The organism is Legionella antarctica (assembly GCF_011764505.1).
Taxonomy (GTDB): Bacteria; Pseudomonadota; Gammaproteobacteria; order Legionellales; family Legionellaceae; genus Legionella; species Legionella antarctica.
This window is the reverse complement of the sequence record NZ_AP022839.1, coordinates 1169912-1192601: the sequence shown is the minus strand read 5'-3', so window position 1 is coordinate 1192601 and position 22690 is coordinate 1169912. Positions and strand designations below refer to the sequence as shown.

The window sequence follows — 22690 nt, the reverse complement described above, 5'->3', positions numbered from 1 at the left end:
AAGGTCTGTTAAAGGTAAGCATATTACCTCCTTTAATCGCCTTCAACTCCATGGAGAAAAAATGGCTGTAAAAAATGCAATATACGCTCAATCAGGTGGTGTTACCGCCGTTATTAATGCCTCGGCTTGTGGTGTCATCCAAACTGCCCGGTTATATCCCGAACATATAGGTAAGGTTTTTGCCGCAAAAAATGGTATTATTGGTGCCTTAAATGAGGAGCTAATTGATACCTCTCTTGAAAGTGATGAAGATATTTCCAAACTAATGCAAACTCCTTCCGGGGCTTTTGGTTCATGTCGGTACAAGTTAAAAGACAATGGCGATGAGTATCAACGCCTGATTGAAGTGTTTAAAGCTCATGATATTGGTTATTTCTTCTATAATGGAGGTGGCGATTCGCAAGATACCGCCCATAAAATATCGCAACTGGGTGAAACGATGGGGTATTCCATTACTTGTATTGGAATACCTAAAACCGTTGATAATGATCTCCCCTTTACCGATAACTGCCCCGGGTTTGGCTCCGTAGCTAAATACGTTGCTATTTCTACCAAAGAAGCCGGGTTTGATGTAGCATCCATGGCAGCCTCCTCAACTAAAGTTTTTATTCTGGAAGTGATGGGACGCCATGCCGGATGGATAGCGGCAGCCAGTGGATTGGCCAGTCAAAACCCAAGTGAACCGCCACATATTATTTTATTACCTGAAGTGACTTTTGATCCGAAAAAATTCCTCAGTAAAGTCGATGAATGTGTAAAAACCTATGGTTACTGTGTTGTGGTAGTATCCGAGGGAATTCGTAATAGCGAAGATCAGTTTTTAAGTGATGCTGGATTGAGAGATGCCTTTGGCCATGCGCAGTTAGGCGGTGTCGCTCCTGTCATAGCCCAGCTAATAAAAACTGAGCTCGGTTATAAATATCACTGGGCAGTTGCAGATTATCTCCAACGTGCAGCTCGTCATATCGCATCTCAGGTGGACGTAGACCAAGCTTATGCCTTGGGTAAAGCAGCTGTTGAATATGCCATTAACGGTCATAATGCCATTATGCCTGTTATTATTCGCGAACAGGACGAACCCTACCAATGGTCAATTGGCCAGGTTGCCTTGGCTGATGTTGCTAATCAGGAAAAAGCCATGCCAGCCGAATACATATCAGAAGATGGAATGGGAATTACCCCTGCCTGCAAACGTTATTTAGCACCCCTGATACAAGGTGAAGCATATCCAGGTTATATTGATGGCTTGCCCGATTACGTCCGATTGAAAAATCAGTTAGTGGCCAAGAAACTAAAGTAATGAAATGGGGCTGTTTGATACCCACAGCCCCGAGAGCCCGTCATCTCGACCAGGTACTGGATTATTATCTGCAACTTGCAGGAGCATATTTTGGTAACAAAGTTCCCACACTACAATTCCAAGTCACATCTCCATTAGCTGTTAGAGTAGGTGTTAAGGTTAAGGTTCCATTACCGGCGGCGGCCGTGTAGGTTATAACAATCACACCTGTGGCGTCCGTTATGGTAATAGAAGCAACATTCGCAGTAGGCGCAGGGCTGGTATAACCTGTAGCTGCTTGAGTAGCTGGTAATGCGTTATTGGTAATTGCAGTTTCTGAAACTGCAAGTTGTGCTGATGAAGCCATTTGCAAGCCCTCAGTCACCCGCGCTCTAATCGTATAGTCCTGATAAGCTGGAATAGCGATAGCAGCTAAAATACCAATAATTGCCACAACTATCATCAATTCAATCAGCGTAAAACCCTTCTGTTTCATGGCTATCTCCAAAATTATTAATTACATCGTATAATGCACGCAAGCTAAGTGCCACTTCAAGAGATAATCACCTTAATCGATTTATTATTTTTGATTCACCTCAAAAGCGATTGTATTTGAAGCAAAAAAGAAAATTAATAAGCACTTTAATCATTATAAATAAAATTGATAACTATTCAGGAAATGGTGCTAAAGCAACAATGTGACACTTATTGTCAACTTATAGTCCAAGTTTGTCCAAGACAACAAAACACTCATAACAAAAAACCTCATATTTAAATTAAGACAATGCTCTATAAAATCGGTATAATTTAATTCCTGTTTCGCATTAGGGCCACTTCATGTCACGAAAAGAACGTATAGTACAACAGTTAACCTGCGAGCTTTCCCCCAGTTTTTTAAGTGTTGACGATGAATCAGGTAACCATCATGTGCCAGAAGGTGCTCAAACTCATTTTAAAGTGATTGCCGTTTCTGCTGAATTTACAGGATTAAGCCGCGTAGCACGCCACAGGCTGGTCAATCATCTGCTTTGTCAGGAGTTTGCTCAGGGATTACATGCCCTAAGCTTGCATCTATACTCTTCTGAGGAGTGGGCTCAACGGAGCAAATCGATTTTAAATTCACCAGCCTGCAAAGACGGTTACAAAAACAGACAAGAATAAATATGGTTCAAAATAACAAATAAAAACACCTTTTGAGATAAAAATAAATCTTCACCCCAACGTCCAAGTTCCTGTATAATGTATATCTTTTTATCAAGCCGAAGAATCAATGAAAAATAGTCCCACTGAAAAAATATCAGTGCTCGCATTAGTATTACTCATCACTGGGGCAATTGACAGTATAAGAAATTTGCCTGGAACTGCTTTATTTGGCTCAACCCTGATTTTTTTCTTCATATTTTCTGCGATAATATTTTTAATACCTGTAGCTCTGATTTCAGCAGAACTTTCATCAACGTGGTCTGAAGAAGAAGGTGGGATTTACAGTTGGGTTAGACATGCTTTTGGTGAAAACGTAGCCTTTTTCACTATTTGGTTGCAATGGATTAATACTCTGGTTTGGTACCCTACTATTTTATCTTTTATTGCGGGGACCATAGCTTATCTGGTGAATCCTGGATTGGCTCAAAATAAATTTTACCTAATCGCCGTAATACTTACTATTTTCTGGTCCTTAACAGTAGTCGGTTGCTCAGGGTTACGTACTTCAGCTGCTTTTGCCGGCTTCTGTGCCATCGTGGGAATGATAGTTCCCATGGGATTTATTATAATTCTCGCCGTCATTTGGTTAATCAAAGGCAACCCCCTGGCAATCGACTTAAGTTTGTCTCATTTGCTCCCCCAATGGAAAGACAGTCAATCCTGGGTATCTTTAACTGCTATAATGACCTCCTTTCTTGGAATGGAATTAGCGGCAGTTCATGTCCGGAATGTTAAAAATCCACAGAAGAATTTTCCCAAAGCCATGTTTTTTTCCGTAGTCCTTATTTTATTTACGATGATCTTTGGTTCCTTGGCAATTGCTTTTGTCCTACCTAAAGAAAAAATCAGTCTGGTTGACGGGGTAATGAGAGCTTTTGATAATTTTTTTCAGGTTTATCACTTAAACTGGTTAATGCCTGTTTTGGTATTATTGTTACTTCTAGGCAGTTTAGGCTCTATGATTAACTGGATTATTTCACCTGCCAAAGGGTTGTTAATGGCTGCCAATCATGACTTCTTACCTAAGTTCTTGTGTAAATTGAATAAAAAAGGAATAGCATCCCGGATTCTAATACTACAAGCACTATTGGTTACCTTACTGTGCAGTGGTTTTCTTTTATTCCCAAGTGTAAACGCTATTTATTGGTTATTCACAGACTTGAGTACTGAACTGTATATGATGATGTATGTGCTGATGTTTATTGCCGCCTGGAACCTGAAAAATAAATTTGCTCATTTAAGAAGACCCTTCGCTATACCTGGGGGGAAAACGGGATATTACCTGACTTGCATCCTGGGATTATTGGGCTGTACTGTTACTATATTTGTAGGTTTTATTCCTCCAGAGCAAATGATGGATGTGGGTGGGGCTAGCCATTTCCGCAGGGTATTTTCTCTTGGTATAATAATGATGTTATTTCCTGCATTAGTACTCTATCTGCGAAAAAGATATATTACCCGATAAGCAGACTTCATTAAATATCCAGGCCTCTGACGTTAAATTACGTCCGTTTCGGATAAGGACAGCTATTACACTGCTCCGTTCGTGCTGAGGAAGCGCTTTAGCGCTGTCTCGAAGCATAAGCATCAAGGCAATAACCCGTGTGAATGCTTCGAGACGTCGCTTCCCCTCCTCCTCAGCACGAACGGACCAATAAGAATACGGACATCCTTCGATTCTTATCCGAAACTCACGTTAGGACTCTTGCTTTGAAATTAGAATACGTTGCGCTAGGACTAAATCTTCATTGGTATTTATATCCTGCAGTGGTTCAACACAGGCGTCATCGACTTTAATGGCAAATCCGGACCATAGAACGCGCAGCTGCTCTAAAGCCTCATGCTCTTCCAGCTCGCAAACAGGCCAACTGACATAATCTAATAAAAAGGCGGCTCGATAAGCATATAAACCTATATGTCTGTAAGTCTGAGCATAAGATTGACCTTCATCCCGATGGGCAGGAATTGGGCTTCTGGAAAAATATAATGCATGATTGTCGCGTGAGCGCACTACTTTAACTACATTGGGATTATTTAACATCTCCATGCTGCTGATTGGCCAACATAAAGTAGACATAGGGGCCTGGGTTTGAGTTAAGCCCTGGGCAACCTGTTTTATTAATTGTGGCGCAATGAAAGGCTCATCCCCCTGTACATTCACTATAATATCATCCGCAGCAAAATTCCCTTTTGCTACTACTTCGGCAATTCTGTCTGTTCCGGTTTGATGAGTTGGTAACGTCATCATAACCTGCGCTCCGAAACTTCTGGCATGACTTGCTATCGCTTCGTGATCTGTTGCAATAGTAATGGTTTTGGGGGTTGCCAATTGAGCCTGTCGGTAAACTCGCTCAATTACGGTTTGGCCATTCATATCATGAAGCAATTTACCCGGAAAACGCGTTGACTGATATCTCGCAGGGATAATAACATGAACATTATTAATCATAACTTATCTTTTTCTTCTAATGAAATAACTCGTGCGTCTTGCTCCAGCATTACTGGAATACCATCATGAACCGGAAAAGCCAAGCGATCAAACCTACAAATAAGCTCTTGTTTTTTCACTAATAACTTCCCTTTACACAAAGGGCAAACCAATATCTCCAATAATCGCTTATCCACGAGAACCTCCTTGAGTAACTTGATTTCGTATATATATAGGCTGAGCTTGTGCTACTGATACAGGTTTTAGCTCAGCATGTTGGGCCAAGTGTATCATAGACGCCGCTTTCGGATATAAAGTTACTTTATCACTGATTTGCAACTTTATGGAATCGGGATAATTTACCCAATATTCATCTATGCCCACACCCGCAAGGACTACAGACTGTTGTTCAGGTATTTGAATATCTTGTACCGCAGTTACCAGTTCTTTGGACACTACTTTTCCTTTAGCAAAATAGCTCCAATACATTTCATTCATTCGCGCGTCAAGCACTGCTAATACGGGTAAATCCGGATCTTGATGCAACTCACGAGCAGCCCAGGTAATAGCGCCTAAACTACTGACTGGAATTAACCTCAAATCATGGGCATAAGCAAGTCCTTTGGCAATACTACAGGCTATTCGCAAACCAGTGAAACTTCCAGGACCACACCCGAAAAGAATTCCATCCAGTTGATTCATTTGCAAACCAGCATGAGCCATTAATCGCTCTATCATCGGCAATAATAACTGTGCATGAGTTTTTTGACTCCCCTGCTCCTCGCTGGAAATTTCTGCACCAACCAGTACCGCGATGCTGGCTATTTCAGTTGATGTATCAATCGCTAACAGTTTCATAATCTAAGGCTAACTCTCTTATAAATTGTAACACTTTTTGGTCATCACGAGTTCTGGGTAATTGAGGTAAACTCGCAAGAATGACTCGCCCATATTCCCTACCTGTAAGACGAGGATCGGCTATCATCAATACTCCTTTATCGGTAATGTCTCGAATCAAGCGCCCTACTCCCTGTTTTAATGCAGTCACTGCATTAGGTAGAGATAATTCGTCAAACCCAGACAAGCCTTTATCTTTCAAAAAAGTCATTCTGCCACGCGTCACCGGATCGGCTGGACTGGCAAAAGGCAATTTGTCAATAATAACACAGGAAAGAGCCTCCCCTTTGACATCAACACCTTCCCAAAAAGTTGCTGTACCTAGTAATACTGCATTACCAAGCTGTCTAAATCGAGCTAATAATATCGGTTTAGCCTCGGTCCCCTGGATTAAGAGGGGGTAGTTTAAAGTATTGCCTAACATTTGCGCAACCAGTTTTAAAGCTTTATGACTTGTGAATAAGAAAAAACAACGCCCGCCACACGCTTCAATCACGGGCACAGCCTTTTTCAATAGGCATTCATAATAACTGGAATTTTTGGGGTCTGGTAAACCACGAGGTAAATACAGTAATGCCTGATCCTGAAAATTAAACGGGCTTGGCAATAACAGGGTTCGCGCTTTCTCAAGGCCTAATGGCTTACAAAAACTGTCAAAAGAAGCGGCCATAGTTAACGTTGCTGAAGTAAATACATACGTACATGCTTGTCGCTCAAGCAATTCGCTAAAAATCCTGGCCACATCATAAGGTGTAGCGTGAAAAACCAGCGTATGCTTAAAGCGTTCAAGCCAGCGAATGGTATCTGTCTTGGATTGCGTAAAAGACAGTAACGTTTTTTCCAACTCTTCCAAACGCTCTTTACAACGAATCAGACCTGGAGCTTCGGCTAAATGCTCATCATTGAAACATTGAAGCAGATCATCCTTTAACGTCAACCAATTATCCCATGCCGCCATGAATAATTTATTACGCCTAACCTCATCCCAACTCAGGCGCTCCTCTCGGGATGGTAAAGAGTTTAACAATTCATCCACCAATTGATCTGCTTTATGACTTAACGCTTTTAAAGGTTGATTGGCCAGATCCAAAACCGGCCACTCTTCAATAATGTCATTTAGTAAATCACAAAATTGGCGAGTACCCACCCTGTCGCCATTAAAGTGGGTTGCTATCTCGGCAAGCTGATGTGCTTCATCAAAGATTACTACATCTACCCCTGGTAACAACTCGCCAAAACCTTCTTGTTTTAGACGAGAATCTGCAAAAAAAAGATGATGATTAATCACTACAATATCAGCTTCTAATGCCCGTTTACGTGCTTTTACTAGAAAACACGTTTCATGATTAGGACATTCAGCTCCCAAACAATTGTCAGTGGTTGAAGTGACATAATGCCAGACAGATGAGTCTTCACTGAGCTCTGGTAACTCTGAGCGTTCTCCATTTTTCATCTGGGACAGTTTATCTTTCACATGCATCACTTCATGAGCACATTGAGGTGTTTGAAATTTCCCTTCTTCCGCGTGTAAATTAACTCGATACTGGCAAATATAGTTGGATCGCCCTTTTAGGTTTTGAATCCGGGCTGATAAACCTAACGCTCTGACAAGAGTTGGTAAGTCCTTCTGATATAGTTGATCTTGCAAGGTTTTAGTTGCGGTAGAAATAAGCGTTTTTTTTCCACTTAAAAGACAGGGTAATAGATACGCAAAAGTTTTTCCGGTTCCGGTACCCGCTTCGGCAACTAAAGTGGATTTATCAGCAATAGCCTGCGCAATGGCTACTGCTAAATCAGATTGTGGTGTTCGCGCTACAAATCCGGGAATTGATGTGGAAAGCCGCCCTTTTTCACTAAGAATTCGCCGACAAGACTCAGCGAGAGACGTTATTTCTTCCACTCTTGCTGCAAATATTGAAGTTTGTCTTTGACATCTTCCCAGTCCTTAGCATCTTCAGGACCATCTTTTTTTGCTGTAATATTTGGCCAGGTTTGCGCAAGATCTGCATTTATCTGTTTGAATTGCTGCTGTTCGTCAGTCAGGTCATCCTCAGAAACAATGGCATTAACTGGACATTCAGGCTCGCAAAGTGCACAGTCAATACATTCATCGGGGTGTATAACCAAAAAATTGGGCCCTTCATAAAAGCAATCAACAGGACACACTTCCACACAATCGGTGTATTTACACTTAATACAACTTTCAGTAACCACAAAAGTCATGACAAACCTTTCAATTAAACTAAGAAAATAACGGATATTAAAACATAAAATACCCTGATCAAGATAGTGTATTTAAGGCTTATTTATATCAAGGAAAAGTATTTATATTGAAATGATAAAAACAATGAAGACAAGAGAAATATAAAATCTTTTCGTATTAAATACTTTCTTTTTGCGCAGCAAACTGACTTGTAATAAACTATAAATTGTGTTATTATTGGGCAATAAAATATTATTTACACATTTTTGCTGTTTTTTTTACTAACTTATTGCTCCGGAGACATAATGCCATTGCAGTTACCCGCACAACAGTATTGTATTTCAAAAGATTTACTAGATTTAATCAAGACGTTTAACAAGTTACCCGAAGAAGATCATATTCAGCGTCTTTTTTATTTACAAAAAATAAATTACCTGCTTAATACACTTACCCTTAGCCCCTCGTTATTCGCATGGCTTGCTGACAGTAAGCCTGATGGTTGGCTGGCAAATTTGAATGCCTATGAAATCAATGCAGATGCCTCAATCTTTGTCAAAGGATTGCAATTTGCTCAAGCTATTGCCAATCTGGCTAAAGTTGAGCCTGAGCAAGCCAAAGTTAAAGACGAATTTCAACTGATGCAAGAACGTGATGCTTTATTAAGAAATAATAAGCCGTTCGAAGAGGTAAGAGACAACTATATCGCAATTAATAGTCAGCTTCATACTTTGTCAGAAAGCGATCATCGAGTGAACGAAATAGTAAGAAGACATTCTGAAATTCTGGATGGGGCAAAAGCAAAGCTTGATGCAATTCAAAAAAGAGAAACCCCGCCCCCCGGAGTTCCAGTTCCAAAATATAAGACCAAAGTACTGGGAACTCAGATCAATAATTATAATTTTGAATTTACAATGGAAGGATGGGAGGAATTTTTTGTATTTCGTGTTGAAGATAGGGATAAATTAGGACTAGAGCAAGATCTCCACTCCTTTCCTATGGCAAAATATTTCATCGAAGATTATGCGGTGTTTATGATGAGATTTAAAAGCAAAACGAGTCTTATCGAATACAGGCCTGTAGTACTGAGTCAGTTTGCCAATGGAGGTAACTTGGCTGATGTAGCAAAAAAACTAAGGAAGGTAGATGACAAACATATCGGGTCAAAAACAGCCCATTATTTTTCACAGCTTGCCGATTTTTGTACCAGGCTAATGGATTCTAAAACCTATCATCCCGATATTAAATTAACTAATTTTTTAGTCCATCGTAATTTAATTCGCATTAGTGACAGAAAAACCTTCCTGACTGAGGAAAATCCGACTGTATCAAAGATTCGTAGTTCACCACCATATGCTCCAGAGCAATTCACTGATTGCCTAAACGAAGATTGGGATGGTTACAATCAGGCGGCATCCAAAACTGTGCTAAACATGCCGCAGTTTATGGCCTACCAGCTGGGAATGGCTTTAAAAGAATTTTTAATTTTAACTCAGATGGACGAAATACCAGATTTAGACGCGTTCAGGGATCATGATTTTAATCCAGCTCATTATTTTACGACAACCCCAAGACCAATCGTTAATCTGTCTGTACTTATACAAGAATTAACCCGACCAGATCCTGATAAACGAATGTCAATTCAGCAATTCAAAGAACTAATGAAATTTCTTAATCACCAACCAGAGCAGTTCTACCAGAAAGTGGAAGAAAAATTACCTTCCTCAACTATCGGATTTCAGGAAGATATTGATGCAATACAAAACTTACTCGATGGTACTTTCCCTGTTAACCAATTCTTGCAGGCAGCAAATCCTATATTTAATAAATTATCCGATAGTCCATCTGTGGAACCTCGTTTAATTCGCATGGCTGAAAAACTGGCAACTAAATGTTTTGAACACTATGCAAAGTCTTTTTTTAATCAATGTATCGAAACAGCTCTTTTAAATAAGGATTGGGATGTGGCACCTTGGTACAGACAATTAATTCATGTACTGTCTTTTGGTTATTTCCGGGTGGAAAAAGTTACTGAGCTTTCTGAAATTCGAGACAGTATGGGTCTGGATTTAAATGAGGAACAATTTTTATCCTATTTTCCTCATCTTGAATTTCTCCCCCCATCAAAATTCGATGATTTAGGTAACCCGAAAGCTGAGTATTTGAAAGAGGCTATTAAAAATAATGTAGCATTAATATTATCCGATGAGGGACAAACATCAAAGAGTAGCTCAGAATCAATTGCTAAGACTATGCCATTGAATGGAACGTCTAAAGACAGTAAAAAATCATATGCTGCTTCCCTCTCAAAATCAGACGTCAAACCCTCTCTTGACTCTCCAAGTACAGAGTCCTCAGCAAAAAATAGCTCTATTTCTTACGGAACCATGGTCATTGATGAGAACGCCAAATCTCTGTCTCCCGGACGATTATCTTTCTTTGCAGCTAATGATACGGATCATCCGAAACCAAAACCCGCTAATAAAAAAGAAGCTTATCACAGTGTCACAACCTCCATGCTCCAAGGTGATAATTTTAGTTACCGTGGTAAAAAACCTGTTCCTAGTAAGAGAACTAATGTAAATAAAATCGTTTGGGAGCCACCAACTGATCCAGTTCCCTCACATTCATCTAACCCTTAATTGTCTCGGAGATAAATGCTAAAGTATAATCCTTCCTTTTCAAAAGGAAGGATTATACTTATTTTCTGATGAAGTTTTCTTCGCAACCAATTTATATATATTACACCTGCTAGAACTATATGACTGTTATTGCTCTTTTAAATTAAATAACATTAAAATGTTATCTCAGCTTCTCATTACTTATTCGCTTAAAAAATAATTTGTGCTGTTTTTTTACCAACAGGTTAAACACTGTCTATAGTTATAGATAAGTCGCATTGATATCATCGAAATAATAAGTAACTAGCAGGGATCATGAAAATAGTATTTTTCATCAAACGGATTTAATGGAGCTATTATGCCAGTACATGAAAGACGTCAGCATTTTCGTATCGATGATCATGTTTATTTCGATTATCGAGTCTTAGCACCAGGTGAGTTCTGCTCTGACCTCACCATAACGAATCAATTATTGGGTGAAAGCGGACAGCGGTACATGGAAGCAGCTCAATATTTCCAAAATATTGACTATGAGTTGGCTGGGCTTACCCAAGCCATGGGAATAAAAGAACCCGCATTAGCTCATTATCTTAATCTGTTAAATGCCAAAATAGACTATTTATCTCGACAAATGCTAATGACTCATAAGGCTCAATTACGAAAAGTTAATATCAGTTTAGGGGGGATGGCCTTTAAAACAGAGGAACTTCTTAAGGAAAACACTAGTTTAAAGATGGTTATCTATACAAAGCCCAAGATGATTCCGATTATTCTCGATGCGACGGTAGTCTACAGCCAATACCAAAGTGAACATCATTATCGTACCGCCATTACATTCAATGGTTTAACCAACGAACAAGAGCAATTACTTTCCCAACATATTTTACAGGCTCAGGTACAAAGCCGTGATGATTAATTAATACCTGTTGCAGTTGGGTATTACTTGGAGTAGAGGCCAGATTCACGCATAATGGGTCTTTTTTAAATATATGGGATAAATAACATGAGTAGAATAATATTTTGTTGTAAATTAAAAGAGGAATCTGAGGGCATGGAAAAATCTCCTTTCCCAGGAGTCCTGGGTGAGAAAATATTTAATGAAGTATCAAAAAAAGCCTGGAATATGTGGCTTGCCCACCAGACAATGTTAATTAATGAATACCGTCTCAACTTAATAGAAGCGAAGTCACGTGAATTCTTAAAAGAGGAAATGAACAAATATTTTTTTGGTGAAGGTTCAGAAAAACCATCAGGCTATAGTGCAAAAGAATAAGGAACAAAGTATGTTTCATGATTTATTGGAAATAAAACCAGAGGTATTGGAGGCAATCAATAATCAAATTCCCGTTGTTGTACTTGAATCTACTATTATTTCCCATGGTATGCCTTATCCAGCTAATTTGGCAACGGCCATTGAGGTTGAAGCTATTATTCGTAATCAGGGAGCCATGCCAGCAACTATAGCACTTTATCAAGGCAAAATTCATATTGGACTGACTAAAAAAACAATGGATCAGTTAGCTGAAGATAACGAGGTAAGAAAAGCCTCCCGCAGAGATATTGCCTATGTTTTAAGCCGCAAAATGACAGCGAGCACCACTGTCGCAGCAACTATGTTCTGTGCTCACCTGGCTAAACTGCCCTTATTTGTAACGGGTGGCATTGGAGGTGTTCATCAAGAAGTGGGAAACAGCTTTGATATTTCCGCCGATCTTATCGAGCTTGCTACCACCCCGGTTACTGTTGTTTGTTCTGGAGCTAAATCCATCCTCGATTTACCCAAAACTCTTGAAGTTCTTGAAACACATGGGGTACCCGTCATAGGCTTTGCTACCAATGAATTCCCAGCATTCTATAGTCGTTCCAGTGGCATCCCTGTGATTCAACGTTTAAACAGTGCTAAAGAAGTGGCCAAATTAATGGCTTATCAGCGTATGTTAAATATGAATAATGGCATTATCATCGCCAATCCTATTCCTCTTGAGGCTGAAATTTCAGATGATGAAATTATGCCTTTTATTCACCAAGCCCATCAAGAAGCAAAAAATATCAATGGGCAGGCTCTGACTCCCTTTCTTTTAAAAAGAATTGGAGAGTTAACAGCGGGTAGAAGTTTGGAAGCAAATATTGAGTTAATAAAAAGCAATGCTTTATTGGGTGCACAAATAGCAATTGCTTATCAAAATACATTATTTTCAAAAAAAATGTAAACAAACTCTTGACTCTAAATCCATCTCGGAGTCTAATAGCAACCCTTGGGGCCAGATAGCTCAGTCGGTAGAGCAGAGGATTGAAAATCCTCGTGTCGGCGGTTCGATTCCGTCTCTGGCCACCATGTTTTTTTACTCCTACTTAATAATCTACCTTATCCTTACGTTCTGCATATTGCTTCCATACTTCAACAGCCTCTGGACGCATTAAACTTTGCTCGGATATAGCGCGCTCAGCAACCGGTTTTTTTAGCTCCGCATAAATGAAATCATCATCAAAATTACCGTACTTCTTTGAATCTGCAACTGTAGCACCATAGATTATCCCATCAATCCCGGCCCAATAAGCAGTTGCAAGGCACATAGGGCACGGCTCGCTTGAAGTATATAATATATGACCAGTTAGTTTAGGAGTCTTCAATAAGGCGCAAGCTTCGCGAATTGCTTGCATCTCACCATGCCATGTTGGGTCGTTTTGACCAACAACATGATTGAGACCGTCTGAAATGACTGTGCCGTTCTTATCAACGATCACCGCACCAAACGCACCACCAGTTTTATATTTAACGCCGGCTTTATATGAGTTTGCAATAGCCCGGGCCATAAATTCCCTATGTTTTTCCATAGGAAAACGTGCCAAAATTTCTTCTTTACTAATCTTTGGTATGTCACTGACCCGCCTCCCAGGATCGGCAACAACCTTTATTTCAATATCTTTATTTTCAGCAGAAAAAACTGCCGAGGGAAAGCACATGATGAGTATCTGACAAAAACAAATAAGATAACTAAACAATATATAATTTCCATTGTTTTTCATATGATAACGTCCTGTTTTTAAAGTCCATTAGAATTAGAAATGATTTCCATATTTCACGAAAAGCTTATTTAATTTACCAGCTCATTTCAAACTATCTTATTATATTAGTTGGGTGTCAAGTAGCTGCGTATTCTAAAAACAGTTTTAAAGATGGCTAGCCAATGGATAACCCATTATTAAGAAATTCCGTACGCCTGATGAAGGAATGAATCAAATACAAATTGGATTGATAATGAAGAGCAACTACTTAATAGTCTCCATTATGGAGGACTTTTAGAAAATTCAGTCTATATGGAATTCCTCAAACAAAACAGTTGGTCAAAGTAATATAGGCGCGGTTTTCTGGACACAAAAAAAGGTTTTTTAAGAGCTATTCTTCTTAATACAAAGAGGAGAATAAAATGTCTAAAAAGCGAGCTTATTATACGGCGGCCAAGAAGGCAAAAATAACGCTAGCTGCGATTGAGGGGAAACTCACACAAGCGCAAATTACCAGTGAATACGGTGTTCACGCAACGCAGGTAAAAACTTGGAAGCAATCGGCCATCAAAGCCATTAACGATTTATTCTCTGGGGCTAATGAAAAAGAAGCCAAGTCCCAAGAGCAGCTTGTTGAGGCATTATATCAAGAAATTGGTCGACTTCAAGCGCAGCTATCTTGGCTAAAAAAAAAGCATGAACTTTAGTCTGGATGAAAAGCGCGTCATGATTGATCCTCTTGCCGAGCTCACCATTCGTGAACAATGCTTGCTATTAGACTTGCCTGTTTCAAGTTATTATTATAGTGCCAAGCCCATTTCTGTCGAAGATGAAGCGCTTATGGCGCTACTTGATGAGCACTATCTGCAGTATCCATGTGAAGGTAAAATTAAGCGGGCAAGATGGCTGTCAAAAGAAGTAGGCTATCCTGTTGGTAAACGTCGAGTAAAAAAGTTGATGGAAATGATGGGGTTATCGACTGTTTACCCAAAGCCAAATACAAGCGTTCCCAATAAGGAGCATGAGGTGTTCCCTTATTTATTAAAAGAGGTGGATATCACCAAACCAAATCAGGTTTGGGCCGCAGATATCACCTACATCCGCATGAAAGGAAAGCATGTGTATTTAGTAGCTATTATGGACTGGTATAGTCGTTATGTGATTGGATGGGCTATTTCACCTACTATGGAGGCTGAATTTTGTATTGAGGCGCTTAGAAACGCTTTGCTGCATTCGCGTTGTGAGATCTTTAACACGGATCAGGGTTCTCAATTTACCTCAAAAGATTGGATAAATACGCTAAAATCTCACCACATTTCTATCAGCATGGATGGGCGAGGACGTTATTTAGATAATATATTTATCGAGCGATTGTGGCGTAGTGTTAAGCAAGAAAAAATCTACCGGTATGATTTTGATACAATTGAAGAGGTTGAGCTGGCCTTAACGGAGTATTTTGAGTATTATAATAACCGAAGGCTTCACCAGTCCTTTAATTATTTAACGCCCGCAGAGGTGTATTATGGCCGGAAAAGACCATAAACCCTAAATGAGAGCGTCATGACTTACCCACAAGGCCCACAGGCCTATACGAGAAAGTGAAGCTCTCCTGACCTGTGGACTTGTGGATAAGTCATTCTGATAGAGTTGTGGTAAAATGACCTAAGACAATTCGTAGTAGCAATCACTATTCATACGGTATTGAGTAGGTTTAAATAGGTTAATTTGAGTGAATTTTTAACTATAAATGATGGATGAATAGCTCTTATTTTTCCTTAATTTTGTTCCAGACATGCGGACCCATATCATTTTGATTTGCAGCTTTTTGATATAAGGAAAAAGCTTTAGAGAATCCTTCCGGGGTTTTGAGGTACCAATAATAAGCCGCCAAGAGTACCTGTGCGTTAACATTGCCCTGATTGCTGGCTGCTAACAATAATTGCTCTGTTTTCTCAGCATTGTATGCAACCCCCTGACCATTATAATACATTTTACCAAGCAAAAACTGAGCTGGTGCATCACCTTTGTCTGCCTCGGGCGAAAGTAGCATAAATGCCTTTTCATAACGCTGCTGATTGTATGCCTCCTCCCCTTCCTCTGTAGTCGCGTGGACTAAGGGGATTAATAAAGCAATTAAAGAAAATGATAAAATATATTGCTTCATGTTCATAATGCAATCCTTGTGTAACTAATAATTTTGTTACAGTATATGCCAGGTTTTGTGAATTTTGATAGAAAATTATAGCATTAAAGAGCACTGGATGAGCATTACAAAAGCCCATGTCCCTTATAAATATCGGTAACTTATAAGGGACATGGACATATTATGATCTGAACACAATCTCTTCTGGTGTACCAGTCTCAATAAGAAATTTGGAATTGAAATTAGTAGCTCAATGGCATAAACAAGGCACGAATATGTTCTTCTCTATCTTGCGAAGGCGATGACTGCCCTAAAAGAGACTTGTTTTTCATTGCTTCAAATTGATGTGAGCCATATTCATAAATAGAAGCTCCTAAAGCATAAGAAATATTTGCAATTCCGGCAGAGGCAATTACCGTACCTGTATTAACAGCTACTTTTTTAGCAAAAAAACCAAACATAATCCATTCCTAATTGAACTTTGCACAATAACCTCTATTGAGGTACCAAACAACAGAGCTTATTGTACATTAATTGACTGAAAATTAAAAGTTCAGTGTGGTTAAAAAGCTTATCTATTTTGGGCCAGAGGCTGTTGTAGCTTCTTGAGGTTTTGCTTGTTGTATAGGAACTTCTTCTACAACCTCAACCCTTGGTGAGGATCCACCAAAAAATCCATGGGGATTTCTGCCTACAGAGGGCTGAAGGCTTTCAGGGACAAAATCTTTTAAAGGTTCAGGTCCCATAGCCGCCCCAACTGTTGATATAATCCCAAAAATCGCCGCAGTGAGAGGCGCTCTTACAAGAAGTTGTTTGCCGGAATTACCAACTGCTGCTTTTGCCACTTGCAGTGGATTTTCTTTGAAGTCCTTAATCAGATCTTTGATTACACTTGATGTTGAGGGTATAGATAGTTGGCTTGCAGGTGAGACCATAGATTTAACTAAAGTAAGATCTTTTATTACCGTAAAAGGATAGGAACAGACTGACGCGACTACTCCACTTAAAGCACCAGCAAAAAAATGCCTGGTTTTTGGTTCAGATATAGGTAAATTTTGCGCAATAACATCCTCAACCATACATAAAGAAGTAAAGTTAATAAGCGCAGACGAGTACTTAGCTCCAAAACCACCTGTCATTAATTGATATGCATTATTAGCTGTGAACCATTTAAAATCTGGAGGCAGAAGTCCCTGTACTTTTTTCAATATTGAAAGCGACTCAGGAATTTGTGACACCGCAACATCGCCTCCTGCTGCAGCCGCGAAAAAGGCAAGATTCGCTCTGGTAAACTTTCCTTCCCCTCTGACCATTTCTTCTGGCATTATTTCGACAGGTTTATGATTTTTTGCACTGGTGACGTATACAGTTCTTGCTAATGAACCCGATAAAGAAGCAGTAGATCCTGCATATAACGCACGAACAAATCCAAAAGTACCACCAGAGTATACCGGCATAGCTGTTCCATTTTTAGTAAGATTTACCAGAAATGTTTTTGCTGGACTTTGGACTGCAACAATACAGAAACTAGTCACCCCTGCAACGGCAGTAAAATTAGAAAATCTCCAACTTATCTGGTGGATTTCTTCTCGTGAAAAACCAAAGTTCCCTCTTTTCGTAGTCGTTTTATCATCTTTGGATTGCATATGGAGCCCCGTTTTTCTATTTTAGATTTCTTGGGGTGATTATAGATTGCGATTGTTAACAAAATATTAACAGTTTGTTAAGGAAATATTAACAAAGGATATTGTACCGAAACACATCGAGGAAAATAGCCCTATGGGGATCAACTCATAGTTAAAATACAATGAATGGTCTAACCAAATACACAGAAACAGTCTAATATTAAATTTATAGGCTATGGTTTATTACACTACTTTAACTGCTCAGTCGATCCTCGGCTTGACTGAGGAAGCACGGAATCACACGCTGAAATCAGATCCTGGTATGCCTTGAACAAGCTAAAGGATATTGGCAAATAGCCTAATCATTTATCACTGGAATTTTTGCCTTTTGCTAAATTACAGGAGTAAGAAAATGGCTAAGTCAATTTGGAAAGGAGAAATTTCATTTGGACTAGTGTCTATTCCTGTCTCTTTAATATCTATTGAAGAAGATAATGACATACATTTTCATTTACTGGATTCAAAAACTAAATCTCGTGTTCGCTATCAACGAGTTAGTGAAGAAACTGGTAAAGAGATACCTTGGGAAGGTATAGTAAAAGGTTATGAGTATGATAAGGACAGCTACATCATTGTAGATGAAAAAGAATTCGAAAAAGCCGGTCCTGAACTATTCAAGACTATAAATATTGAAGAATTCGTAGACTTCAATGAAATTGATAGTCTCTACTTCACTAAACCTTATTATCTAACTCCTGATAGCAAAAATAAAAAAGCGTACGTTCTGCTAAGAGAAGCATTAAAAAAAACAAATAAAGCAGGTGTTGCCAAAGTAATTATTCGTACCAAAGAATCTCTAAGCCTCATCCTTCCTCATGAACATGCCCTTCTTTTGTACCTAATTCACTTTAAAGATGAAATTCGTGAGGAAGAGGATCTCAATGTGCCTAAAGAGAATTTAACTACATATAAAGTAACTGAAAAAGAGATTAAAATGGCAACTGATTTAATTAAAGAAATGTCTACCAAGTGGAAGCCTGAAAAATACCATAATGATTATCGGCAAGCCTTACAACAATGGTTGGATCAACAAGTTGAGAAAGAAACAAAAGCAGGAAAGAAAGCGTCTCAACAACTTGTAAAAAATAGTGGAGCTGTTGTCGATTTCATTTCTCTCCTGAAAGACAGTATGAAACAAAAAAAAACAAAAAATAAAGCTGTGAAAAATAAACCGAAATTGAAAAAGTCTTAACTAAGGTTTTATTAGGTTAAACTTTATCTTGCTCACTTTATGAAAAAATCAATTTCGGTTTATTCTTGCACTAATTTCAGGCTCCATCGCCTCCAGGATTAGATCCTTCTAGTTACAGCCTGGAGGCCTGAATCATGTTCCTCAGCCTGAAGCTTGGCAGCCATATCAATTATTTTTTTAATATCAATCAACTTACATTGAATCACAGGCATGCCATTATCGCTTCTGTTCGCTAAGGTAACCGTAGCTGCATTAAGTTTTTGCAATCCGCTGGCTGTTGTTGCTGCAGTTGATTTATCTTTCAACTCAAGCCAGACAACTAATCCATTGCTGCTATTTGATTTCCAGCCAGTCATTCCAGTCAATTGTTCGAATGCATGAATTAGAGCTTGTTTTTCCGTTGGAGAAACAGGTGTTGGCAGGAGGGCTTTGATTTTTCTTGCATCGTCCAATCTTTTTTCTTCATTTGCAGCACTTTGCAAAATTTCGGTCAGCACGATGATTGAGGCGGTATTGATATCCTTAACAGATGATAGAGACTTAAGTACCGATTCGCTAAGCATATGCTGAATTGGTTCAATGTCATATTTTGGATGTTTTTTCTGGATTTGCTTAAGCAAATCACTCAACGAGACACGCAAAGAGACAATTTGTTTTAACTGCTCATCTACAAATGTACTTTCTTTTGCGGTTTCTATACGCTTTAAAATCAATGTCTGTAAGGGCACCAAAGTTTTATCCAGTTGTGCAATTGCTTTAGAATAATCACTGCCTTCATCACAGTTTTCTCCAGGATGACGTAACAAGATGCCGGGCAAGTCAAATGCTCGAAGAACAATATTTACCAAACAGGTACCTGTACGTCCATTGGCATTGCCAAAGGGATGAATATCGGTAAATTGATAAAAAAGTGTTCCTAAAAAATTGGCAATTTCAGGCAAATTTTCTTTTTCAAGGTTACGAAGCTGTTGTAGTGTTTCTTGTGCGAAGACTTGCATCGCATCAGGAATTTCGTGAGGAAATCGACAGACCTTGACAACCTGATCCACAACCTCTTTTTCTTTAACCGTTAAATTTCCATTATGGTAAACCACAACCATTTTATTTAATGTCATGATTCCTTCTAAAACAGGATTCTTTAGATCAATAAAGGGTAATTGCGAAGGATGAGGTTTAATTGTCTTATCGCTCTTTAATTTGTGAAGCAGTTTAATGAAAGGAAGCGCAACGTTCACTGCAACCCCTTGCTCTTGTAGGAACTTTGCGAAGTCTTTCATGTTGTTACAAGGATGGTATCCCGATAAATAATGCACAATATCTGCATTCAACTGTGCACCTTTATGCCATCGTAAAATTTGTTCTGAGGTATATTCACCCGCTTTTTTTTGCGGATAATTTGCAAAGAGACTTTTACCGATCAAGCCATGAAGTGTATTAATCCATTCCAGAAACATTTTTTCATCTATTTTATCCAGACCTCTTTCTCTGATCAAAGGAAGGATAGTATTCTGAGCGTAGAGGTAAGCTTGCAACATATCTTCATGTTGACCTGCTTCAGGAAACAGAGCGTGTTTGAAACTGTGAGAACCTGCCAGACGCTGAGGTGATGACTCCGGTTCAAAAGCATAGATTAAAGCGTGAGGAAATTCGGACAGTTCTTCTAAATGATACATTTTTTGATCTCTTGAATATCTTTTTGATTCATAATCATATCAAATGATCATATAAAACACAACACCAGTCCTCATGTACCCTGGCCTATCTGGATTTATGAAGGGTACTCAAATTGGAAGAAAGAGAACCCGATCCGGTCATTATTGCCCCGCTTAAACTTCCATCCATGGATTGAGAGTTACCTATTAATATCATTACCTGAGGATGATTAGGGATGGTCATAATCAGAGAAACTTGAGGAATATTCAAAGTGGGTGCGGCAATAGAGAGCGGTGATAATAGCAAACAAACTATCATTGAGATGTTCTTAATTGCCGTCAATGGGTTCCATTGCATCCATCGCACCCTTAAAGTGTCCATAATATATACTCAATTACCCAATACGTAGGGGGTTTGGATAATGGCCTATCAATGCCCACGTGCCTCTACGACTCGCACAGTAATACCTCATAAATAATCACGTATAGCGACTTCAACACTACTATCACAGTTTTAGCAGAATCATTCTGGTAATCTTTTCATATAATTTAACTCATACCGTTTTAGTATAGTGCAAAATAACATCAAGACGAGGTTTTCAGCCTAAAACTCCAAGAGAGGATTTTTTACTAGGCGACAATTTTGATTGCTGTGTCCTAAGTGAAACAGGTTAATTTAATTTCATTGCCCAATTGTAATGTGGCATCCGTGCCAAATGGCAATGGCATATTATTACATCCATGACCTATTCCTTTAATTTGCACCACCGGAATATCACAGTGTTCAGCAAAACGACTTAAAACAGGATGAATCAATGATGAGGTGTCAGGCTCTTTTCCTTCAAGAAAATCTCCTAATACAATTGCAGCCGCATTTTGGAACATATTGGCCTGAAATAAATGTTCTAACATACGGTCGATACGATAGCCTCGCTCTCCTATGTCCTCTAATAGAATAATTTTATCGCGCCCGTTGAGGGTCCAGCTTGTGCCAACCCCTGCCTGGATTATTGACAAATTACCACCTGTTACACTGGATTCAATAGTCGTGTTTATTAGTGCATATTGATTCAGTGGAATTAGGCCAGAAAATTCAATATATCTTGTCGCTCCAAACAAAATTGACTTTAAAGAGGCAATGGATTCTGGAGAAAATCGATCGGGTGCAGCAGCCCCATGGATTATTGGCCAACCCCACTGTTGCTGCACATAAAGTTGTAAGGCCGTAATATCACTCATGCCTACCAAAATCTTTGGGGATTGTGGTTGATCAATCCTGATTAATCCTGGGATTAAACGCATAGAACCATAGCCACCACGTGCGCAAAAAATGGCTTTTGATTCAGGGTTTTGTAACGCTTGCGACAAATGCTTTAAGCGTGCTTCATCTGTGTTAGCACATAATAAATCCGGGCCAAAAATATCCTTTTTGACGATACAGTTTAATTGCCATGACTCAAGTAACTCCCTCATTTCAATTAACTGTTTGTCTGAACATCGTGAAGCTGGGGCAATAACTTCAACCGTATCACCGTATTTTAATACAGGTATTTTTTTTATTTTCATTTATTCTCAAATATTAATGTAGTATTTAACGTCCTATTCTCTAGTATTTTTGCAACAAAGTGAAACAATAAACCTTAAGCCCGAACCCCGTTTCTGAACATCATATTTGGTACCTGGATTAATTGGCCATGCAGGGTTTCTCACATCCAGAATATCTGTACCAATAGATACAAAATTGACATCCCCAGAACTGGAATAATAACAAATGCAAGAAACAGATGGATCTGAATTCTATTTTCTGCAGAAGCGTTATAAAAATCTTTGAATTTTTTAAAACAGGACATGAATGAAACCGTTCATATAAAAACCTAAAATATGTGTTAGAAGTCAGGATGCTTAATCTCGTTGGACTTTCACTTTTATTAGTCTATAAATTTTCACCTGAAAATGGTCAACCAAAAAAACTTATTACCAAAATAACTTATTAACAGGTGTTAATCTGTATAGACTAGAGTACAGGCAAAAATTTAATTTTATATAACATATTATGTCTTTTAGTAAAAAGAGTATTCGTATCCTGTCAGAATCGCCGGGTAAGTGTCTGCCACTGAGTCCGGATTAATCCGAGCCGCGCGCGTCAGCAAGCGGAATTCTTTAAAAATATTCAAAATACCTATTGACACGGTTTTTCTGTAAAACTGATGTTTTTCCATATCAAACGTAAGTCATGCAATATGCATGCCCTAAGATCCCCAAGATCACAATGTAGCCCCTTTCACTAATAAAACATCTCCCTCCTGAGGTCAGATTTTTTCTTAGCCCTTAGTGGCGTTAAAACTCGAAAAATGCGTTCAAAAAAAGTCATGTTATGATTGCCG

General features: G+C 39.0%; 23 protein-coding genes and 1 tRNA gene. 11 read left to right on the top strand and 13 right to left on the bottom strand.

The window, feature by feature from the left end; all coding sequences use genetic code 11:
* The first annotated feature begins 61 nt into the window (after positions 1–61).
* Positions 62–1300 carry a 6-phosphofructokinase gene (locus tag HRS36_RS05760; protein WP_173236569.1) on the top strand — a complete coding sequence of 413 codons (1239 nt, stop codon included), beginning with the start codon at positions 62–64 and terminating at the stop codon, positions 1298–1300.
* A 64-nt stretch (positions 1301–1364) separates the two neighbouring features.
* Here HRS36_RS05760 and HRS36_RS05755 read toward each other — a convergent pair whose 3' ends face one another.
* A complete protein-coding gene (locus HRS36_RS05755) occupies positions 1365–1775 on the bottom strand; it encodes a pilin (RefSeq protein WP_173236568.1) in 411 nt (136 codons plus the stop codon).
* Between the two features lie 341 nt (positions 1776–2116).
* Here HRS36_RS05755 and HRS36_RS05750 point away from each other — a divergent pair, with 341 nt between their 5' ends.
* Together HRS36_RS05750 and HRS36_RS05745 are read left to right on the top strand one after the other, a co-directional pair.
* Positions 2117–2440, top strand: a complete 324-nt coding sequence (locus HRS36_RS05750) for a BolA family protein (RefSeq protein WP_173236567.1) — start codon at positions 2117–2119, stop codon at positions 2438–2440.
* A 109-nt stretch (positions 2441–2549) separates the two neighbouring features.
* Positions 2550–3947 carry an APC family permease gene (locus HRS36_RS05745; RefSeq protein ID WP_173236566.1) on the top strand — a complete coding sequence of 466 codons (1398 nt, stop codon included), beginning with the start codon at positions 2550–2552 and terminating at the stop codon, positions 3945–3947.
* Positions 3948–4178: 231 nt separating this feature from the next.
* Here the strand turns inward: HRS36_RS05745 and kdsB are convergent, their stop codons facing one another.
* The 5 genes from kdsB to fdxA are packed head-to-tail and all read right to left on the bottom strand — an operon-like array spanning position 4179 to position 8030.
* Positions 4179–4931 (bottom strand): 3-deoxy-manno-octulosonate cytidylyltransferase, encoded by a 753-nt coding sequence (gene kdsB, locus HRS36_RS05740; RefSeq protein WP_173236565.1) that lies wholly within the window; start codon positions 4929–4931, stop codon positions 4179–4181.
* On the bottom strand, positions 4928–5107 hold the full coding sequence (locus HRS36_RS05735) for a Trm112 family protein (protein ID WP_173236564.1): 180 nt from the start codon (positions 5105–5107) through the stop codon (positions 4928–4930). Before HRS36_RS05735 ends, kdsB begins: the two co-directional genes overlap by 4 nt.
* A complete protein-coding gene (gene tsaB, locus HRS36_RS05730) occupies positions 5100–5768 on the bottom strand; it encodes a tRNA (adenosine(37)-N6)-threonylcarbamoyltransferase complex dimerization subunit type 1 TsaB (protein ID WP_173236563.1) in 669 nt (222 codons plus the stop codon). The genes HRS36_RS05735 and tsaB overlap by 8 nt, the downstream gene beginning before the upstream one ends.
* Positions 5749–7707, bottom strand: coding sequence for a DNA repair helicase YoaA (locus tag HRS36_RS05725; protein WP_173236562.1), 1959 nt, complete (start codon positions 7705–7707; stop codon positions 5749–5751). The genes tsaB and HRS36_RS05725 overlap by 20 nt, the downstream gene beginning before the upstream one ends.
* Positions 7695–8030 (bottom strand): ferredoxin FdxA, encoded by a 336-nt coding sequence (gene fdxA / locus HRS36_RS05720; RefSeq protein ID WP_173236561.1) that lies wholly within the window; start codon positions 8028–8030, stop codon positions 7695–7697. Before fdxA ends, HRS36_RS05725 begins: the two co-directional genes overlap by 13 nt.
* A 285-nt stretch (positions 8031–8315) precedes the next feature.
* Here fdxA and HRS36_RS05715 point away from each other — a divergent pair, with 285 nt between their 5' ends.
* The 5 genes from HRS36_RS05715 (at position 8316) to HRS36_RS05695 (ending at position 12963) form a co-directional block, all read left to right on the top strand.
* Positions 8316–10649 carry a protein kinase family protein gene (locus HRS36_RS05715; protein WP_173236560.1) on the top strand — a complete coding sequence of 778 codons (2334 nt, stop codon included), beginning with the start codon at positions 8316–8318 and terminating at the stop codon, positions 10647–10649.
* Positions 10650–10986: 337 nt separating this feature from the next.
* Positions 10987–11544 carry a PilZ domain-containing protein gene (locus HRS36_RS05710; protein ID WP_173236559.1) on the top strand — a complete coding sequence of 186 codons (558 nt, stop codon included), beginning with the start codon at positions 10987–10989 and terminating at the stop codon, positions 11542–11544.
* Positions 11545–11631: 87 nt separating this feature from the next.
* A complete protein-coding gene (locus HRS36_RS05705) occupies positions 11632–11901 on the top strand; it encodes an oxidative damage protection protein (protein ID WP_173236558.1) in 270 nt (89 codons plus the stop codon).
* Between the two features lie 10 nt (positions 11902–11911).
* The gene (locus HRS36_RS05700) at positions 11912–12838 is read left to right on the top strand and encodes a pseudouridine-5'-phosphate glycosidase (RefSeq protein ID WP_173236557.1); all 927 of its coding nucleotides are present in this window, start codon (positions 11912–11914) and stop codon (positions 12836–12838) included.
* Between the two features lie 49 nt (positions 12839–12887).
* Positions 12888–12963, top strand: a tRNA-Phe gene (locus HRS36_RS05695).
* Positions 12964–12980: 17 nt separating this feature from the next.
* Here the strand turns inward: HRS36_RS05695 and HRS36_RS05690 are convergent.
* Positions 12981–13655, bottom strand: coding sequence for a nucleoside deaminase (locus HRS36_RS05690; RefSeq protein ID WP_197933214.1), 675 nt, complete (start codon positions 13653–13655; stop codon positions 12981–12983).
* Between the two features lie 401 nt (positions 13656–14056).
* Between HRS36_RS05690 and HRS36_RS05685 the strand changes: the two genes are divergently transcribed.
* Positions 14057–14341, top strand: coding sequence for a transposase (locus HRS36_RS05685; protein WP_173235475.1), 285 nt, complete (start codon positions 14057–14059; stop codon positions 14339–14341).
* A complete protein-coding gene (locus HRS36_RS05680) occupies positions 14331–15176 on the top strand; it encodes an IS3 family transposase (protein WP_173235473.1) in 846 nt (281 codons plus the stop codon). The genes HRS36_RS05685 and HRS36_RS05680 overlap by 11 nt, the downstream gene beginning before the upstream one ends.
* Positions 15177–15399: 223 nt before the next feature.
* On the opposite strand, the gene HRS36_RS05675 is transcribed toward HRS36_RS05680, so the two are convergent.
* The 3 genes from HRS36_RS05675 to HRS36_RS05665 all read right to left on the bottom strand — a co-directional run bounded on the left by HRS36_RS05675 (position 15400) and on the right by HRS36_RS05665 (position 17423).
* Positions 15400–15804 carry a tetratricopeptide repeat protein gene (locus tag HRS36_RS05675; protein ID WP_173236556.1) on the bottom strand — a complete coding sequence of 135 codons (405 nt, stop codon included), beginning with the start codon at positions 15802–15804 and terminating at the stop codon, positions 15400–15402.
* A gap of 215 nt (positions 15805–16019) precedes the next feature.
* The gene (locus tag HRS36_RS05670; protein ID WP_173236555.1) at positions 16020–16238 is read right to left on the bottom strand and encodes a hypothetical protein; all 219 of its coding nucleotides are present in this window, start codon (positions 16236–16238) and stop codon (positions 16020–16022) included.
* 114 nt (positions 16239–16352) lie between these two features.
* Complete coding sequence (locus HRS36_RS05665) at positions 16353–17423, bottom strand: hypothetical protein (RefSeq protein WP_173236554.1); 1071 nt, start codon at positions 17421–17423, stop codon at positions 16353–16355.
* Positions 17424–17814: 391 nt separating this feature from the next.
* On the opposite strand from HRS36_RS05665, the gene ku reads away from it, so the two are divergent.
* Positions 17815–18654: a non-homologous end joining protein Ku gene (gene ku, locus HRS36_RS05660; protein ID WP_173236553.1), complete on the top strand. Its 840-nt coding sequence runs from the start codon at positions 17815–17817 to the stop codon at positions 18652–18654.
* A 98-nt stretch (positions 18655–18752) separates the two neighbouring features.
* On the opposite strand, the gene HRS36_RS05655 is transcribed toward ku, so the two are convergent.
* From HRS36_RS05655 to HRS36_RS05645, 3 genes are all read right to left on the bottom strand, one after another.
* A complete protein-coding gene (locus HRS36_RS05655; protein WP_173236552.1) occupies positions 18753–20327 on the bottom strand; it encodes a Fic family protein in 1575 nt (524 codons plus the stop codon).
* A gap of 85 nt (positions 20328–20412) precedes the next feature.
* Positions 20413–20664, bottom strand: coding sequence for a hypothetical protein (locus HRS36_RS05650; RefSeq protein WP_226905588.1), 252 nt, complete (start codon positions 20662–20664; stop codon positions 20413–20415).
* A 299-nt stretch (positions 20665–20963) separates the two neighbouring features.
* On the bottom strand, positions 20964–21872 hold the full coding sequence (locus HRS36_RS05645) for a S66 peptidase family protein (protein WP_226905587.1): 909 nt from the start codon (positions 21870–21872) through the stop codon (positions 20964–20966).
* Between the last annotated feature and the right edge of the window lie 818 nt (positions 21873–22690).

What these genes read in the sequence shown, in the direction of transcription:
- HRS36_RS05685 (WP_173235475.1), top strand. Translation starts at nt 14,057, where the DNA reads ATGTCTAAAAAGCGAGCTTATTATACGGCGGCCAAGAAGGCAAAAATA.
- kdsB (WP_173236565.1), bottom strand. Translation starts at nt 4,931, where the DNA reads ATGATTAATAATGTTCATGTTATTATCCCTGCGAGATATCAGTCAACG.
- HRS36_RS05655 (WP_173236552.1), bottom strand. Translation starts at nt 20,327, where the DNA reads ATGTATCATTTAGAAGAACTGTCCGAATTTCCTCACGCTTTAATCTAT.
- HRS36_RS05645 (WP_226905587.1), bottom strand. Translation starts at nt 21,872, where the DNA reads ATGAAAATAAAAAAAATACCTGTATTAAAATACGGTGATACGGTTGAA.
- HRS36_RS05680 (WP_173235473.1), top strand. Translation starts at nt 14,331, where the DNA reads ATGAACTTTAGTCTGGATGAAAAGCGCGTCATGATTGATCCTCTTGCC.
- HRS36_RS05690 (WP_197933214.1), bottom strand. Translation starts at nt 13,655, where the DNA reads ATGAAAAACAATGGAAATTATATATTGTTTAGTTATCTTATTTGTTTT.
- ku (WP_173236553.1), top strand. Translation starts at nt 17,815, where the DNA reads ATGGCTAAGTCAATTTGGAAAGGAGAAATTTCATTTGGACTAGTGTCT.
- HRS36_RS05760 (WP_173236569.1), top strand. Translation starts at nt 62, where the DNA reads ATGGCTGTAAAAAATGCAATATACGCTCAATCAGGTGGTGTTACCGCC.
- HRS36_RS05750 (WP_173236567.1), top strand. Translation starts at nt 2,117, where the DNA reads ATGTCACGAAAAGAACGTATAGTACAACAGTTAACCTGCGAGCTTTCC.
- HRS36_RS05665 (WP_173236554.1), bottom strand. Translation starts at nt 17,423, where the DNA reads ATGCAATCCAAAGATGATAAAACGACTACGAAAAGAGGGAACTTTGGT.
- HRS36_RS05715 (WP_173236560.1), top strand. Translation starts at nt 8,316, where the DNA reads ATGCCATTGCAGTTACCCGCACAACAGTATTGTATTTCAAAAGATTTA.
- HRS36_RS05675 (WP_173236556.1), bottom strand. Translation starts at nt 15,804, where the DNA reads ATGAACATGAAGCAATATATTTTATCATTTTCTTTAATTGCTTTATTA.
- fdxA (WP_173236561.1), bottom strand. Translation starts at nt 8,030, where the DNA reads ATGACTTTTGTGGTTACTGAAAGTTGTATTAAGTGTAAATACACCGAT.
- HRS36_RS05705 (WP_173236558.1), top strand. Translation starts at nt 11,632, where the DNA reads ATGAGTAGAATAATATTTTGTTGTAAATTAAAAGAGGAATCTGAGGGC.
- HRS36_RS05745 (WP_173236566.1), top strand. Translation starts at nt 2,550, where the DNA reads ATGAAAAATAGTCCCACTGAAAAAATATCAGTGCTCGCATTAGTATTA.
- tsaB (WP_173236563.1), bottom strand. Translation starts at nt 5,768, where the DNA reads ATGAAACTGTTAGCGATTGATACATCAACTGAAATAGCCAGCATCGCG.
- HRS36_RS05710 (WP_173236559.1), top strand. Translation starts at nt 10,987, where the DNA reads ATGCCAGTACATGAAAGACGTCAGCATTTTCGTATCGATGATCATGTT.
- HRS36_RS05650 (WP_226905588.1), bottom strand. Translation starts at nt 20,664, where the DNA reads ATGCAATGGAACCCATTGACGGCAATTAAGAACATCTCAATGATAGTT.
- HRS36_RS05670 (WP_173236555.1), bottom strand. Translation starts at nt 16,238, where the DNA reads ATGTTTGGTTTTTTTGCTAAAAAAGTAGCTGTTAATACAGGTACGGTA.
- HRS36_RS05755 (WP_173236568.1), bottom strand. Translation starts at nt 1,775, where the DNA reads ATGAAACAGAAGGGTTTTACGCTGATTGAATTGATGATAGTTGTGGCA.
- HRS36_RS05700 (WP_173236557.1), top strand. Translation starts at nt 11,912, where the DNA reads ATGTTTCATGATTTATTGGAAATAAAACCAGAGGTATTGGAGGCAATC.